Source organism: Bacillus benzoevorans (assembly GCF_014207535.1).
GTDB classification, from domain to species: Bacteria; Bacillota; Bacilli; order Bacillales; family Cytobacillaceae; genus Bacillus_BD; species Bacillus_BD benzoevorans.
In genome coordinates this window covers 1-16,681 of record NZ_JACHGK010000033.1, presented here as the reverse complement: position 1 = coordinate 16,681, position 16,681 = coordinate 1, and the positions used below count along the sequence as shown (strand labels likewise).

The following is a 16,681-nucleotide window of genomic DNA, read 5'->3' as shown; positions in this document are numbered from 1 at the left end:
AAGTGATATTTTAACAGAATATTGATGATGCTCTAACCGCGAATCAATGATGCTCAAATGAGCAACTTGGTGATGCTTTCTGAGTGAAATATTCAGTTAGGAACAACAAGGCTACTTTTTGCATTCGTCCCCAAAAATCAAATCAGGCATGGAAGTGTAGCATTTTTATATAAACAGATGGTCACTTTGCTATTTGGTCTGATAGTGGTTGAAAAAGGACTCATTCGATATCCTGTTAGGGATTTTAAGAAAGTATACAAGGGAAGTTTCTCCTTCGAGTATTTTATTTACCCTTCCATATGTGCCATATTTAATTTACATTATCCAGAAAATAGCAGCAAACTTGTAAAACTTCTTTACAACAGTTTCTATTCAGGCATTCTTACCTTAGGTGAAGTTTTGATTAAAAGGTATACCAAGCTTATAGAATATAAAAAGTGGAAATGGTATTGGAGTTTTCTTACAATAGGAATTACAAATTATTCTTCAAGACTGTTTTAACGATGGTTTTTTAAAGATGAATTCACTTCTGAGAAATAACTAAATGCTATTTTTCTTCAACTCCTGGTGCGTTAGCCTAATAACTAAAAGTTCAATTTTTGATGCTCTTTTAAATTTTTAGTTCTTCCGTAATCGGGCGCAAAGATTGAATAACTATGGACTGTTTCAGCAGTCCATTTTTTCTTGTCTGTAATCAGTTATAAGGCAGGTTTATTGAGTAACAAGGGCTTATATTTTGTGTTAGAACTTTATTATTAGATATTTGATAGAGTGGAGATAATATAATTTAACATATTAACAAAAAGGGGACAATACAAGATGAGTGAAGCAATCAATTTACATAGAAGTGCGATAGACATGTTGATGGCGACAAGCCGGACCTTCTTTATTCCTATTAGTCACCTACCGTCGGGATTACAAGAAGCTGTTACATCTGCCTACTTATGCATGAGAGCTATTGACGAGATTGAAGATCATCCCCAACTCCGATTGGAATCCAAACATAATCTATTACGTTCAATCAGCAGCCTCTTGAAAAAGCCCTTCAATAATAAGGAGTTGATGGCTTTATTTCATCCATACAACTCCCTCTTGCCAGAGGTTACCTTACGATTTGGCGATTGGATAAAGCTTTGTCCACCGACAATTGTAGAAAACATTTCGAATGCCACATCCACTATGGCAAAGGGAATGGCAGACTGGGCTTTAAAAGGGTGGCGGGTTCAGGATGAAGAAGGCTTGAATGAATACACATTCTGCGTTGCGGGTTTGGTAGGAGTCATGCTCTCAGATATTTGGAAGTGGTACGATGCTGTTGAAACGGACAAGGACCTAGCTATAGCCTTTGGTCGAGGATTGCAGTCCGTCAATATACTTCGCAATCGTGCTGAAGATTTAGATCGAGGTGTGGATTTCTTTCCCGAGGGATGGGAGTTAGAAGATATGTTTATGTACGCACGACATAACCTAGCATTGGCTGACATTTATATGAAGGATATTAAACCCGGTCCAATCCTTAATTTTTGTAAAATCCCGATTGCTCTTGCTCATGGTACACTTGATGCTTTAACAGAGGGGAAGGAAAAAATGAGTAGAGCTACTGTAACTGAAATAGTTAGTCGAGTAGTAAATAGAAAAGAAGATTCCACAATTTAGTGATAAATTTTTATCTGTCCTTATCATTATAATTAACCGATGGATGGAAGAATCGCCTCAAATGGAAGAACGAAAACCACTTTTAAGATGAAACTTTTTAGCAAAAAAATTCCGAGTAAATAATTTAACAATTATGTTTTTATTTTAAAACTTTTTCTTTATTCAACAAAATGGCGCGAAAATGCAGCAACTTGGACTGTTTCTTGAGCAGTCCATTTTCTTAGTCTTTAATCAATTAAAGGGCAGTAGAGTTGAAGAAGGTAATGAAAACCTGTTAGAAGATGGTGGCAAAAAAATGCCTATTAAGAGGATTTTATTCAAAAGAATAGAACTTTTAATGTTAAACAAATATGGGAGGCGGAGCTAAGTAATGGAAAAATTGGAGTTTTTACTCAGTGAATTTTTCTTTAGCATTGCGTTGTGTTTTGTAGGTTTATTGTTTGCTTTGAGAAGTGATGTTTTCTCCATAACAGACGTTTTCTTAGGAATGATTGCAGGTTCATTAATTGATATGAATTTAAGGTCTTATTACAAAAGGAAGTCAGTAAAAATTAGTGGTTATCTTGAACATAAGCCTGATTTCTTATTTGATGAAAAAGATAAGTGATGATGTAACAATCGGGCGCGTTTAATGAGTTAGGTATCTTAAATAATAATATAAGGTAATATACACAAATTTTATTACAACTTGTATATTACCTTATATTTTATATAGAAAAAAATCAGGTCATTTAGGAAAATATTAGATTAGGATCTATTTATTGCTTAGGAGGGCGAAATCCAGCTTCGATGGCTTCTCCCTCAGTACAAAACATAACTTCTGCTTTGGTTTGTTCATACCACGGTGAATTTGGAGTATGGTAAATTTTTTCTGATCCTATATTACCTTTTATTAGACAGCCATCATTAGCTTGAATATCTTCTGTTTCTTTCGAATCCATTAATTCAGGGTGAAATCCGTCTTCTTGAGCATAACTTTCAATTTCCCAAATACCAATTCCTTTTTGTTGTGCCTCTTTCTGAATAGCATTAAATTGATCGACATAGCGAGTATTCGGTGGGTAAATGTATGCTACTCTAGCTAGGCCATTTCTTAATAATTCATCTTGAACTAATTTCCCATCAACGTAAACATAAGCTAATAATCGTCCATATTTATCCTTCTGTGGCCCAATGTCAAATTCTAATTCAATCTTATGCGCATTTTCTACTAAATTTTTAGTAAATTCTTTTGCTTCCTTACCATAGGGTTGCTCCCCCAAACGTGGATGGGAAGTCTCAGGACTATCTACCAGTAAAAATCTTACACTTTCACGGTTGCCCTTATAAACTACAGCAATCGTATCACCATCATTTGGTTGTGCTAATTCAACTTCAATTCTTCTATAATCTGTATTATTTTCTTGATTAATGTGTTCCTTTTGTGTAATTACCCCCTCGTCAGAGGTTATATTGGTGCATCCAGCAATATTTATGGTTAAAACGCAAATTATTAAGTACAGTAGTAATCTAATCAAAATATTCAAATCCTCTTACTATCAAAATAAGTTTTTAAATTGATTTTTTAATTCTTCCATATTTTTATCTCTAATAGTTTCATCTTTGTCCTCATCATTCTCCCGAACTTCCGGGAATTGTTGTTGAAGATTAACTAACGAGGCATTTTTCTCAATATGGCTGTTGAAATCTAGTAGATTATCTTTTAAACCAAATTCATCTCTAAGATGAGGTTCTACACTAGATACCATTATTTGCTCGTATAAGGTTTTATAGTGCTTAACCTCTTGCTGTAAATCGGCTATAGCCTTTGTATACTTTTCAATTTTATCCTTAAAACTTTCCAACTTATTCAATTTTTCTTTTAGGTTATTTCTTTCTTCATATAACTCTTGAAATAATAATTCAAAATGATGCAGTTCATTTATAATTCGTTGTTTATTACTTCCATATGCTTCAAAGATACCTTCAATATTTGGAAAGTAAATTTCATCACTATCAGTATAACCAAAGTCTCTTAATATTGGTTGATTTAACTCATGAATAAAGCCCTCCAATCTCCTTTTCCAAGTATTACGCCCAATACCTGTTTCTTTTTCGAGCATTGAAAATGTTAATTTCTGTTGTTTCAACTTTTTCTTAATTTCTAAAGCAAGTTCTTTCATTTGTTCATCGCTAACTTTTTCTTTTGGACCACGTTTTTTGCCTCTTTGTACCTTAGAAGTTTTATCACTCATTTAGATGATCCTCCAATAATTTATATTCCACCAGTGCCTTATGATCCATTAGTTGCTGCAATTGACGGGATTTTGACTTCAAGGATTCATCTAGATCAGGACGATATGAACTTGATAGTGCTTGACTCGTTGAGATCATCGTTTGAACTACATTTTTAATTTCAGTACCAATATCTTTTGAATAGCTTTCAAGCCATTTAATTGCCTTATCATACTCATTTATACTGGGTTTAAAAATATAGAAGTAACAAGGGCGGCAATCTTCACCACAGTTATTAGGAAAATCGTCATCCTTACAGAAACCATAATCAACTTTACGGAATAGTTTTTGAGCTTCCTCATATGAATACCTTTTACCTCTATCAATGGTTCCACGTCTCCAACCAATAAAACCATCGCCCATTTTGCTTCCGATACTATCAGAAAGGCCGGACTTTACAAAATTATAAACAAATGATTCTACAAAGTTTTCAGCATGACTATAATAATTGCTTTGCGCGTTAAGATCATCATGGCCAGCCATTTTGGCAATCGAAAGCATATTGAAACCTTGCAAGAATAAATTTATTATTGCCAAGTGTCTTGTATGAGAGGGCAAGATCTCCATTGTATAATCTTCTTGATATAATCCTTTAACTATTTTAGTGTGGAAATGTTTTAAAATTGAGCCAAACTGATCACGAATCCAACGATCCTCTACGACATTTCTAGTTCTATCATTATTACTAAAATTTATTTTATTATAAAAGGATTGAGGCAAAAGGTAGTCTGACTCTATACCAATCTGAAATAGATATAATTTAAAATTAGTAATGAGATCAAAAATCTCTTTATTAATTTGAATGGTCTGAAGGGGAGCAACGTCCCTAACAGACTGTTTTATTTTTTTAGAACGAGAAAGTGTAATCCAATATCGACCCTTATCATCCAATGAAATACAATCGCTTTTTAATTTTAAGAAATCAGTTGGACGCATGGGAATAATATTTGTTATGGCCCACCATAATTGAATCGGTTTATATCGAAAATGTTCTTCCACACTAGTTTTTCTAAAATAGTCATTTACAATTTCATCAAAAATAAAAATATCTAAAAAAGGGGGAAGCTCTCTATTTCTACGAACGTCTGACTGCACACCCTCACATATTGTCTTAATTTCTTTTATATTAGGCACTGAATAAAAATCAGCAAAACTTAGTATGATTCTTGCAGCAAAATATGAGCTATCTTCGTTTAAAAGGACTTTTTCTAACCGTACAGTTTGCTTAAAACCATTTGTTTCTAACACAGATTTTTTTAATATATCCACAACACTTCTTATCCAACAAGCAGATTTTCCTTTTGCTATTAGTATCAGAGAATAAATTTTTAGAGCCTGCTTTATTTCTTTATACAAATCTATTTCAAATTTTAATGGAATGTATTCATTTGTTGTTGTGCAGGGGAGTCTCCATTTTAAATCTTTATATGATGAGGCGATTATGAATCCGTCATCCCTTAATTCATTGAAGATATCAATATATCTTTTAATATCATTCTCATTAAAAAATACTTTTTCCTTTACATATACCTTGCTAACTCCGCGTCTATCTATATCTCTAATTAATTCCAAATTATTCCCTCCGGGCTTTAAGCGTTAACTATTGGTAATTTTAATTTGTCTGCAATACTGTATAGCGCATTTTTTCTTTCTTCGGACGAGAGAAACCCATTCACAGTATCGCTTCCAAATGTTTCTGCAGCCTCGTTAAATAAAAGCAATACATTAAATAAAAACACTGTATCACGTTTTAGAATTGCATCTGTATGGTAATTTTTCATTGAATCAATCAGTCTATAAAACTCTTCTTTGGCTTCAATTAAGACCTGCTGAAGTTGAGGAATAAAATTAATGCAGCCAATGCATGTTTTTCTATTTACAAAGCGACAATCAGGAAAGCTCAAGCATTGACCACAACCATCACGGGATGGCATTTGCCCTTTATATATATTTATAACAATTTCCCTTAATTGTTCAGTATTTAATTTATATAATCTCCTAACAACGGACTCTTTTCGATTCTTATAATCCAATAAAGTTTTAGCCCACGCTTCAAGTTGTATGGGAGTATACTCCTTTTTTAATTCTTCTATCGTTTTAGTTCTTTCTTCAAAGGATTGGTGGATTCCTGTATTTGAAAAAGCAAGCTGTACCATGTAGTTATATAGCCACCCAAAATGTCCTCTTTTGAATAAGTTTATTGAAACACGATCAAGTGTACCATCCTTATTTGTAAGTTTTATATATCCTGCAGTAACATTTATATCCTCATGAGATCTTGCCCATTGTACAACTTCAAGAGCTAATTCAGATTCGTCCTCGTCTTCGGAAATATCGAGAAATAAATAAGTCATGGTACTATTGTGTAGTTTTTTACTGCTAAATGGGATTAATTCAGGCATATCTTTAAAAAAGTTTTTATGAGTAGTTGTACCTGAAGTTGTTGGGTTTTCTGTTATTCCCAAAACAAATGTACCTAATAATAATCGCTCTGTTTCAAAAAGTGTAGCATTGTCCCGTAATGCCCGACAATGTAGTTCAGATATGATGCAGGCATATGCTAGATTATTAACCATGTTGGGGGCAACTAAAAAATGAAGATCAGCATTGGTTTTGCTTACTTCGGCATTATTAAGTTTTAGATATAGCTGATTTACTATCAACTGACATTGTTCCGGAGACAATCGGTTCTTTTTAAACCAATCGAATTCCAGTACATTTATAACTTCAATATCTATGTGGGGCATTTCAAAGATTATATCACTGGGTCTCCAAGCGTTAGTTAGTAACATCGTTGTTAAAACCCACATATTTGCATACTGTCTATTTTTAATAGCAGGGGATATGTGCTTTTCTATATCTTTAACATGCTGCTCAAATAAGTAATAAACCTCAGGAGTATATCTTTCTGAATCTATATCCACATTTGATTTTTTTCCCTTCCTTGACAGAACATACTCTTTATCTAACTTTTTACCTTTAATTAAGAACGCCTCTTTTAAAAATTTTAAAAAAAGCTCTCTAATGGGATTAGAGTAAGAACTATTCTTCATTACTGCCTCAATATCTTCATTGGGCAGATCGGAAATTTCAATTTTCAAATTGATTATAATATCAGAGAAGAGCCTTTTAAGATGATTAAAAACTCTTCGAACATTATTGATTCTACCATTTGTTGCATTTAATCTAGTCGTTGTAAAATCAGAATATAGTCTAAATGTTTCTTTGAGGTGTTCTTTATTTTGAACGCTATTAATAAATTGATTTAGTTCATTGATCAAATCAGGTTTTGTTATACTAATTTGATTATTTTCTTTTTGGCTTTTATATTCGATTAAACTTGATTCAGGAATTTTCCATGTTTTGCCGGGCTTTATTGCATCTCTTAATTTCCCATTTTTTATTAGAACAGTTACAACACCAGATGAAATATTCAGTTCTTTTGCAACTTCTTTTGTACTTAAATAACCTTGCTGTGATTGGAAATCAATTTGCTTGTTTTTTGCTAGAGCCAAATTTTTTCTCTGTTTTTTCATTTCTTGGTAGGACAAAATATCATCTTGAGGAATTAACCACTTATTTTTGACTTTTATTGCATTTGGAAACATATTTTCATGTATAAGTGCTGAGGTTCTGGATTTACTTAAATTTATTTGATTAGATACTTCTAATATCGTTAAATAGCCGTCGAGAGAAGAATTCTCGCTAACGACTTTTGAGGGTGTTCTGTTCCCGGCATTTAACTTTTTTTGATAAGATGAAATTTCTTCCTTTTGGATATACCATTTATTTTTAATTTTAACTGCTGAAGGGAATTTTCCCGTTCTTAATAAAGTCCAGAGTGTATTATTTTGTATACCAAGTAGTTTAACAGCATCTTTAACTTCAAGATAATTATCTAAAGATAAAGAATCTATATCATCTCTATTAATACTATTAGTTTCATTTTTTTTATTATTTTCCGACACTTTGTCCAAATCTACATTGGCAAAATTTCTGAGCATATTTATCCGCATTTTTCTTTTCACTGTTTTTAATAAGTTTTTTTTGACAAGCGTTTTCCAATAACCATTTAAAATAACACGTACTGATTCAATATCCCCATTTGCAGCCCATTTCCTTATAGTTTGAGGATGCATTCCTAAAATGTTTGCTGCTTCCTCCAGAGTACAGTAGCCTACCGGTATAGCCCGTTCGATTTTTATATAATTAATGAATAGATGTAAATCCTTTTCATGAATATATCGGTAGCCCATATGCAAAATAGTCTTAACCTTTCCTTTTTTAACCCAATTACTAATATCAGATCTTTTTACCTTAAGACCTTTTTCTTTTAATTTTTTAGTTACTTCAGCAGTAGAATAATATTTTCCCTTGTCAAATTTGTCATTATAATTAAGTTCTTTTTTTAATTCTGGTATTGAAGATAAAGGAATCCAAATCCTCTTCTTTTCTTTCACAATTCCTTTCACTGAAAACGAATGGAGTTTTTTTGATAAGGTGCTTTCTCCCATTCCTAATAGTTCAGCAGTTTCCTTAATTGATAACATTATCTTTTCTTGATTTTCCGGCAACTATTTCACCTACTATTCAATTTCATTTTCTCGATTGATAAGACGTGGGATATAATCCGTATGCATATGATTCACTCTATCCTCAACTTTCTTTCGAACACGCTCTGTTTTTGCCAGGTAGGGGAGGCTGGACAACAAATCACTATCACCACGAAGAAACATCAACTCAGCAGGATTTTCAATTTCCTCTGCTATTAAATTTGTAAATGTTCCACGTCCAATATGTGTCCCCCAATCAGCAAGACGTAAATCAGTAGCTATAACTTTATCTTCTACAGTTCCATAATCCATTAAAAATTTGAGGAACTTATCTTTAACTTTATAAAAATACTGACTATAGCTTTTCCCCGACATAGGCAATCCATCTCTATTAATAAACAATGCACCTGTACCGTTTATGTCTATGTCTTTATAAAACTCAACATGGTCTTTGAACAGGATATATCCCCAATCCTTAATTTGAAGGATTTGTTGTTTCCTAATTTTTTTCACATAGTTAGAACCAGAGCTATCTTTTATATCCGTCCTGAACTGTTGCTCTTTTATGTTCAATAAGAAGTCAGCACTATTAAGTCTTTTTCTAAATTGGGTTCGTTTTAAATTAACGACCTCTCCAGCCCGCAATCCCCCGAATATTTGCAAATAAAGGCCTAATGCTATCGGGTGAGCAAATATTATACTGATTTCTAATAATAATGGAATATATTTAACTGGCAATAGATGCTTACGATTCGATCTTGTACGTTGAGGTAATATCGGATTAAAAAGGGTCTCATAATAAGTACGATCATTATGAGGATTCTTTTTCTTTTTACTTTCAATATAGTTATCACCTACATTGGGTAAACAGTCATTTTGACTAAGCCATACATAAAAGGAAGTTAAGGTTCTTGCGGCATCTGTAATTGTGTCTCTCTTTCTATGATCATTTGTTAGACTATTGAGGTACTCAGTTCCTGTTAGTATGTCAAGATCAGCAAGACTTTTTATTTTATGCTTTTTATCTTGCAACAAATAATTAAGAAACTTAACGATGTTGGTGGCATGTTTTCTTTTTGTGTTATATTCCCTTGTCCTCCATCTCCAACTAAGAATAAAGCTACTGATTGGATGGATAATATGCACTCCTGTATTCTTATCACGAAGTCCAATAGCCATTGTTTGCTTTTTCAATATCTTATTGTCCTTTGTTTTCCCCCAATCAATCCATATAGGAATAATGATGAACTCATAGTTGTTTTTCACATTGATGTTTACAACATTATTTTTGTTAGAAATATTTATTGTTTTCTCCCCCTTAAACCAGTAAATATGTACAAAATAGAATAATGTTAAAATGTTCCAATATGGCTGATTCTATATTATCAACTCGAATGAATATGTACAAGATATTTCGCATAAAAAAAGAGCCTAATGGCTCTAAATCAACAATAATGATATTCAAATATGTACAATATAAAATTGTGCATATTTATGGAGATAACCCATCAGTGACGGATACTACTTGGGCATCAAATGTATTTTTGTCTGATGGTCGTTCTGTTTCCGTAACTGCCTCTTCCTTTTTCACAGGTTCCTTTGCGATTGTATCTGATGGTGATTCCTCTTGCTGCACGGCTTCCTTATGTGTTTCTTCTTTTTGTACAGTATTTAAGTCCTGATTCCCACATCCAAACAATACAGTAATGGATAGCAAAAGGACCAGTATCATTCTGATATTTTTCAATCCTGCTCTCTCCTTTGTTTTTCATTCATAATACCATATATCAAAATATACCAAATAAAAGGAATAGAAAGACAGATATCCTTGCCTAATAATTTTGGATTTGTTTATCATTATAAATATATTACAATAGGATTATTGGATTTTTAAGAAGAGCAAGGACTCCTCAGTAAAGGAGAAACAGCAAGAATTTATGTTATAAGGGATAAATATTCGGAAACTTGGAGAGGTTTTTGCTATGCAATCAAAAAGAAGAAACGAATATTTCAGATTTGAATTTGAACAACCTATTGATGCGATATTTAGAATGATTGAATTTAATGGTATAAAAAATATCTCCAAACCAGCCGCAGCTAAAATAAAGAATTTAAGTCCTAAAGGAGTTAAACTTTTAACAAGTTTAGATTTCCACTTAAAAAATGATGATAAGATAATAGTTGAGATTCATTTTTCTTTGGACAAAGATAATCCAACAGTTGTTAGAGGAGCATTTATTTGGCAGAGGAAAGAATTATATGGTTATAGTTACGGAGTCAGGATTGAATCTTCTAAAGAAAGTGAAAAACACATTATTGAAGAATTAAAAAAGTTTTCAAGACAAACTGTTTATAAAAGAAAAAATAGAAATGGCCAATGAAAAACTTCAAACTATCCTGAAAGGATAGTTTGTTTATCGTATATAGTTAAAAGACACTATATATCCTATAAAATAAGCTGAATTACTTCCAAACCCTTTTTAATTGCAAAAATTCCTGTGTATATCCCCATACAGATATAGGAGACATGAATATTTGATAGGTCAAAACATAGGCAAAGAATCCCAATAGATTCTTTCTAATCTTTAAGCCTAACGATTGGAATACCTTTCGTTGATAATGGTACATGACATAATTAGTTATGAGCGCCAATGGTAAAACAAAGATAAATGTAGCACCCACTATGTAGTAATGACCAAAGAAGGCAAGGATAAGTCCAGGAATCCAAACAAAAGTATAGACAAGATCCGAGAATGGGAAAAACAGATTGGTTCCTGTAAGATAACGTGCAAAAACTGTGGGTTGGTTCCAAGGCTTAACCTGTTTAAATGCTTCAATCATCCCCCTTGCCCACCTGCTTCTTTGCCTCACAAAATGAACAAAAGACTCTGGGACATCTGTAAATGCGACTGCAAGTGGTTCAAAATACACCTTGCAATTATTCTGCAGCATTTTCCATGTTAATACAATATCTTCCCCTATTGCATCATCCCATCCGCCAATTTTTAAAAGAGCATCCCTTTTATACAAACTAAAGGCTCCTTGTGCAACTAAAGTACCTTGGTAAAATCCTTGCAGTCTTTTGATTGATGCGATCCCCAAAAAATAGTCCCATTCTTGAATTTTTGTCCAAAAATTTTTACGGCTATTACGGACAAGTACCGCCCCAGCTACCGCACAAATTTCCGTAGGTGCTGATAATAACCTGCAAACAAGTAAGCGCACAGCAGATCGGGTTAGGAGTGTGTCAGCATCGAGCGTGATAACCAATGAGGTGTCCACTATTGATAAAGCATGATTAAGGGCAAAGTTTTTTCCAGGCCTTTCCTCACAGATCACCTTTAAATTTAGTTTAAAGTCCTGTCCAGCCTGCAATGCTCGAATGGCAGTTTCATCTGTAGAAGCATTATCAATTACAATTACCTTTATTTCTCCTTCGTAATCCTGCTGTGAAATATATTTTAGCGTATCTGCTATTCCATTTTCTTCATTTTTGCAAGAGATTAAAATAGAAAGAGGCTTGGTTGAATTATGAATTTTTAGTTTTGGCTGTTTATCCAAAAGCAGACTTACAACCATGAATGCATTCAAATACCCAGGAAAATAAGCAATTCCTGCAATGATTAAAATGGATGGTACGAACCCAATGATATTGCTTAAATCATTTATCCACGGCAGGGAAAGATAGATGGAAAAAAGAAACCACAAAAATGCAAATGCATGACATACCCAAAACTTTAATATGACAGGGATATAATATTTTTCACTTATTTTCATTTCACTCACCCAACAGTATCATTTACGATAAAGTTCCCTAATGCAGGTTTTTTTATCAAAGATACTTTGACCGATACTTTGACCTCCAGCCTATTTCCTTCCTTGTTCTTTTATATGTGTTAACAAATATAAAGAGGCGGCAGGTTCATGTATAGCAAATCATGAACTGCCTCCCCCTTAAAAAGCCTCTCTTAACCACATGGGCAATTATAATATTCATTCAACCTTAGTGCCGGGTTCCACCCGTGAGATGTGCGTCGAACATATCAATAATTTCCAGGAACCTGTCAGCCTCCCGGAAAACATGATCGGCCAACAGAGGATGAATGATACTCTTAATTTTACATTGTTCAATTAATTCACGTGCTGTTTTCTTGAAGTCCCTTAGAGATGAGACCGACACTCGATTTTGATCCAGGAATTGATCTAAAAGTGGAACGGTTTGAGATTGGGGCTTCATAGATTCTAAGTCCCTTGCTTGAAACAGCAATTGATCAAAATCATTGCTGAAATTCCGTGCTGCATCAATTAGTTTCCTTTCCGACGGATCAAGGAGATGACCAATAAATTTAGCATGGTCCGCCATAATCCTTAAGAAGAAGACATTCTCTTTAATAATAGCATCTGGGAGCGATTGCAGCTTTCCTTCATTTAATTCAATTAATCGTTTTCTAAAATAATTTGCTTCCCTGCTTATATGGTCAACTAATAGCGGGAAATTATTGGCCCCAGGCAATTTACATGTGAGAATTAGTCCTAATACTTTCCGTTTAAATACAAAAATATTAGCTGCAGCTTGTTGTACCTCTGAATTAAATCTTCTTATTTGTTCCGAGTCAGTTTGATTATTAAAGGAATGTGCCGTTTGTTCGATGTGTTCAAACAATCGAAAAAATTGATTAGCCTCTTGAATTAGCTGGGTATCTTCTGCTCTAAAACCCAATCGAAGAAATAAAGAATGTTCTTTCATGATCCGCGCCCAAAAACGAATTTCATTTAAAGAGCGCTCCACAAACAAGCCGGAAGTAACACCGGTATCGGCATGTAAAGATGTACCATCCCCGTTCATTCTAAAACCTCCCCGAAATACTCCATTCGTTCTATTCATATTTAGATAGTCCTTTGAATATGCCTTAAAGCAAATGTTCCGTTTTATAATTGAAGCTGTATTGATTCTGCAAAAGAAATTTCAATCCAGCATTGCCGTGTTTGATAAAATTGAGGCGGAAGCTTTACACATGGCAGACATCATAACGAATGCAATCGTGAAACAATTCCACAGAAAGTTAAAATATAAGTAAAATCCTATATAATCCAAAGCCTGTTGGACCAGCTTTATAACATACACGAAGGGGTTCCGGCTCTCCCGGTTTAGTTAATTTAAACGAATTGTTAGCTTGATGGGCGGCACCCCTTCATCAACAACTGCTGAAATTCTCGAGTGGTGAGCTTGATGTCGACTGAACGAATCACCCAGTCATATACTTTTGATGTACGAATGCAAATCTTTTCTTGTTGTCTTTCCTTCATAAAAGGAACATTTCTTTTTACAGGATGAGTTGACTCTGTTAGAAGACTGTTTTCAGATAGGAAAACTTCCGAACATTGTGAAGGACTGCGAAGGATAGGACAAGATGGCGATATTTCCATGCGCGGTTCACAGAGTTTTCCTTCGATTTCCGCCATTATCTCTGCTTCCGTTTGCACGGATTGACACATGGAAATGAAAAGGTCAAGTTGCTGAGAATTTTTATTGGTATCACAAATGATATTCGCCTCGCACTCAAAATCTATAATTTCACAATGTACGCTTGTTCCGGCAGGAGCACAGAGAAAGAATGTTTCTACTTTCTGAAAAGGAATAGGTAAAGTTTTCATTGTGATATTCCTTCCGCTTACTTCCACCACAACAAATCCCTTATGCAAAACTCTTACTTTATGCAGCGTTATCGTCTGGCCGTTTGGAAGAGGCATTGTTATATTCTTACGGTCTCCCCTTTGTGGAATTTCTCTGCAAAAAAGAGAGCCTTCTGATAGTGGATCCAACTGGTTTCCGTTCTCATCGGTTAAGTAACAGGCGACACTCTCAGTTCCATCAACAAGACAAAGATTGGGGATTACCGTCACATCGAACGAGCAAGTGGCTGAACCTCCGCAAAGATCGGTAACTGTACACACTACCTTTGTTCTCCCCAACTGAAAGAAAGATCCGGAAGGTGGATTGCAAGATACGGTTAAACCCTCAGGGCATTGTCCAGATACAGTTGGTGGAGGATAATTAACAATCGCTCCACACTGCCCCGGGTCGTTAAATTGAAAAATGTTAGAGGAACAGATGATAACCGGAATTGGCGGAACAGGCAGTTGATGTATATTTAAGCTATGCTCCCCTCCCCCGGCAATAATAATGGAATTCGACAAACCACTAACAGGTACAGGAAATTCACTATCTTCGTTGGCACCATCACCCAATTGTCCAGACTCGTTATTCCCCCAAGCAAGGACTGTTCCGTCATTAAGGAGAGCGAGGCTATGAAATCCCCCTCCTGCAATGGCAACGACATTGTTGAGAATTCCCATTCCTCCTGTTCCTAACACCTGCACAGGAACATTGCTGTTGGTATTGGTACCATCCCCCAGCTGACCATATTCGTTATTCCCCCAAGCGAGGAGCGTTCCGTCTATTAGAAGGGCAAGGCTGTGAAATTCACCTGCTGCGATGGCGGTGACATTGTTAAGGAACCCACCCCCGCCAGCTTCCTGCACCTGTACGGGGGTTCTTCGGTCGACGCTGGTTCCATCCCCAAGTTCTCCATTGCTGTTTTTACCCCATGCGCGGACCGTTCCATCAGTGAGAAGGGCGAGACTATGACCCCCTCCTGCTGCAACAGCGATTGTATCGCTAAGCCCGATCACAGTTACTGGAACATTACTGGTAATATTGGTATCATTTCCAAGTTGTCCAAAAAAGTTCCCACCCCATGCGCGGACTGTTCCATCACTCAGAAGAGCAAGGCTATGATTCAATCCTGCTGTTATCGCTATTGTCTCGGTCAGCCCGATTACGGATACAGGGGCAGTACTGCTGTCAAACGTACCGTCACCTAATTGGCCGGAAAAGTTATCGCCCCATGCTTTGACTGTGTTGTCTGAGAGAAGGGCTAGACTATGAAATACTCCTGCAGCAACTTCGATCGCATTCAACAGCGACATTACTGTTTCCGGGATATTACTATCGTTTAACGTCCCGTCACCCAGTTGTCCAGAATAGTTAGCACCCCATGCACGGACTATTCCATCTGAAAGAACGCTAAGACTATGAAATATCCCACCGCTAATAGCGATAAAATCAACTGATCCACTTACAGTAACGGGAACATTGCTATTGATGTTGGTCCCGTCACCCAGCTGCCCAAACTCGTTATTCCCCCAACTGAAAGTAGCCATGTAATATCCACTTTCCTTTCCAATAATCTGTGCTCATATATGTATGTATATAGCGGATAAATGATGCAGGCATGTATCATAAGGAACAGAATAAGAATCTAGTAATCAAGCCCTTATTTTGCTATATGTTATTTCTAGTTTTAGTAAACCTTCTCGACTTTACAAATAGACTGGGCAAGTGCCGTGTTTCTTAAGAATTTAATGCATAACATAGATTCAGAATATGGAAATCAGTGTAAGTATTGGATAAAACCCCCATATACAGCTGTTAGTTAAACAGGAACACAAAAAGATTCAGAGTTGTTCGGGATTTGGGGTTTACTAAAGAAGATATGAAGAAACACTTTTTGAATGCATGGTTTCCAACTTAATCTTGCATAAAGGAAAGGATGGATTTTTTTGTCAAATCAAACTGTCTTTCAATCGGATCCCAATAACCTGCGAAGTCTTATTTTTGGTCGAGATTCAACTGCTACCGCCCGTGCCTTAGCCACGGATACAAGCGGTAATATGAAAAATCTTATTTTGGACGGCACAATTGGCAGCATGCTCGGCGCCACTATCACTGCTGGAACGCTAACCTCTGCGGGGACCGTCTCCAACATCCTTGACGGGACCATCACCAATGTCCTCGGGGCTACCATCTCTGCGGGGACGCTGACGTCCGCGGGGACGGTTTCCAACATCCTTGACGGGACCATCACCAATGTCCTCGGGGCTACCATCTCTGCGGGGACGCTGACGTCCGCGGGGACGGTCTCCAACATTCTTGACGGGACCATCACCAATGTCCTCGGAGCTACCATCTCTGCGGGGACGCTGACGTCCGCGGGGACGGTCTCCAACATTCTTGACGGGACCATCACCAATGTCCTCGGAGCTACCATCTCTGCTGGTACGCTGACGTCCGCGGGGACGGTCTCCAACATTCTTGACGGGACCATCACCAATGTCCTCGGAGCTACCATCTCTGC

13 protein-coding genes and 1 pseudogene are annotated in these 16,681 nt (G+C 35.8%); 5 read left to right on the top strand and 9 right to left on the bottom strand.

Annotation, left to right across the window (positions count from 1 at the left end; all coding sequences use genetic code 11):
- Nucleotides 1-90: 90 nt before the first annotated feature.
- From HNR53_RS23560 to HNR53_RS22405, 3 genes are all read left to right on the top strand, one after another.
- Entirely contained in the window at nt 91-501 is a 411-nt protein-coding gene (locus tag HNR53_RS23560; RefSeq protein ID WP_343065378.1) for a CBO0543 family protein, read from the top strand.
- 318 nt (nt 502-819) lie between these two features.
- Nucleotides 820-1,656, top strand: coding sequence for a squalene/phytoene synthase family protein (locus tag HNR53_RS22410; protein ID WP_184530290.1), 837 nt, complete (start codon nt 820-822; stop codon nt 1,654-1,656).
- A gap of 370 nt (nt 1,657-2,026) precedes the next feature.
- On the top strand, nt 2,027-2,263 hold the full coding sequence (locus tag HNR53_RS22405; protein ID WP_184530288.1) for a hypothetical protein: 237 nt from the start codon (nt 2,027-2,029) through the stop codon (nt 2,261-2,263).
- Nucleotides 2,264-2,414: 151 nt separating this feature from the next.
- Here HNR53_RS22405 and HNR53_RS22400 read toward each other — a convergent pair whose 3' ends face one another.
- From HNR53_RS22400 to HNR53_RS22375, 6 genes are all read right to left on the bottom strand, one after another.
- Nucleotides 2,415-3,173 (bottom strand): thermonuclease family protein, encoded by a 759-nt coding sequence (locus HNR53_RS22400; protein WP_221452446.1) that lies wholly within the window; start codon nt 3,171-3,173, stop codon nt 2,415-2,417.
- Between the two features lie 21 nt (nt 3,174-3,194).
- Nucleotides 3,195-3,890, bottom strand: a complete 696-nt coding sequence (locus HNR53_RS22395) for a hypothetical protein (protein WP_184530286.1) — start codon at nt 3,888-3,890, stop codon at nt 3,195-3,197.
- Nucleotides 3,883-5,502, bottom strand: coding sequence for a site-specific integrase (locus HNR53_RS22390; protein WP_184530284.1), 1,620 nt, complete (start codon nt 5,500-5,502; stop codon nt 3,883-3,885). Before HNR53_RS22390 ends, HNR53_RS22395 begins: the two co-directional genes overlap by 8 nt.
- A 17-nt stretch (nt 5,503-5,519) precedes the next feature.
- Nucleotides 5,520-8,504, bottom strand: coding sequence for a helix-turn-helix domain-containing protein (locus HNR53_RS22385; protein ID WP_184530282.1), 2,985 nt, complete (start codon nt 8,502-8,504; stop codon nt 5,520-5,522).
- Between the two features lie 12 nt (nt 8,505-8,516).
- On the bottom strand, nt 8,517-9,677 hold the full coding sequence (locus tag HNR53_RS22380; protein ID WP_246439777.1) for a hypothetical protein: 1,161 nt from the start codon (nt 9,675-9,677) through the stop codon (nt 8,517-8,519).
- 298 nt (nt 9,678-9,975) lie between these two features.
- Nucleotides 9,976-10,230 (bottom strand): lipoprotein, encoded by a 255-nt coding sequence (locus HNR53_RS22375; RefSeq protein WP_184530278.1) that lies wholly within the window; start codon nt 10,228-10,230, stop codon nt 9,976-9,978.
- A 235-nt stretch (nt 10,231-10,465) separates the two neighbouring features.
- Between HNR53_RS22375 and HNR53_RS22370 the strand changes: the two genes are divergently transcribed.
- Nucleotides 10,466-10,864 carry a PilZ domain-containing protein gene (locus HNR53_RS22370; protein WP_184530276.1) on the top strand — a complete coding sequence of 133 codons (399 nt, stop codon included), beginning with the start codon at nt 10,466-10,468 and terminating at the stop codon, nt 10,862-10,864.
- A gap of 82 nt (nt 10,865-10,946) precedes the next feature.
- Here HNR53_RS22370 and HNR53_RS22365 read toward each other — a convergent pair whose 3' ends face one another.
- The 3 genes from HNR53_RS22365 to HNR53_RS22355 form a co-directional block, all read right to left on the bottom strand.
- Nucleotides 10,947-12,260, bottom strand: coding sequence for a glycosyltransferase family 2 protein (locus tag HNR53_RS22365; protein WP_184530274.1), 1,314 nt, complete (start codon nt 12,258-12,260; stop codon nt 10,947-10,949).
- Between the two features lie 226 nt (nt 12,261-12,486).
- On the bottom strand, nt 12,487-13,329 hold the full coding sequence (locus HNR53_RS22360) for a DUF2935 domain-containing protein (protein WP_184530271.1): 843 nt from the start codon (nt 13,327-13,329) through the stop codon (nt 12,487-12,489).
- Nucleotides 13,330-13,652: 323 nt separating this feature from the next.
- Nucleotides 13,653-15,707, bottom strand: coding sequence for a BMQ_0737 family morphogenetic spore coat protein (locus tag HNR53_RS22355; RefSeq protein ID WP_184530269.1), 2,055 nt, complete (start codon nt 15,705-15,707; stop codon nt 13,653-13,655).
- Nucleotides 15,708-16,106: 399 nt separating this feature from the next.
- Between HNR53_RS22355 and HNR53_RS22350 the strand changes: the two are divergent.
- Nucleotides 16,107-16,681 (top strand): annotated as a pseudogene (locus HNR53_RS22350) (hypothetical protein); the annotation flags it as partial.

What these genes read in the sequence shown, in the direction of transcription:
- HNR53_RS22410 (WP_184530290.1), top strand. Translation starts at nt 820, where the DNA reads ATGAGTGAAGCAATCAATTTACATAGAAGTGCGATAGACATGTTGATG.
- HNR53_RS22405 (WP_184530288.1), top strand. Translation starts at nt 2,027, where the DNA reads ATGGAAAAATTGGAGTTTTTACTCAGTGAATTTTTCTTTAGCATTGCG.
- HNR53_RS22395 (WP_184530286.1), bottom strand. Translation starts at nt 3,890, where the DNA reads ATGAGTGATAAAACTTCTAAGGTACAAAGAGGCAAAAAACGTGGTCCA.
- HNR53_RS22370 (WP_184530276.1), top strand. Translation starts at nt 10,466, where the DNA reads ATGCAATCAAAAAGAAGAAACGAATATTTCAGATTTGAATTTGAACAA.
- HNR53_RS22365 (WP_184530274.1), bottom strand. Translation starts at nt 12,260, where the DNA reads ATGAAAATAAGTGAAAAATATTATATCCCTGTCATATTAAAGTTTTGG.
- HNR53_RS22360 (WP_184530271.1), bottom strand. Translation starts at nt 13,329, where the DNA reads ATGAACGGGGATGGTACATCTTTACATGCCGATACCGGTGTTACTTCC.
- HNR53_RS22355 (WP_184530269.1), bottom strand. Translation starts at nt 15,707, where the DNA reads ATGGCTACTTTCAGTTGGGGGAATAACGAGTTTGGGCAGCTGGGTGAC.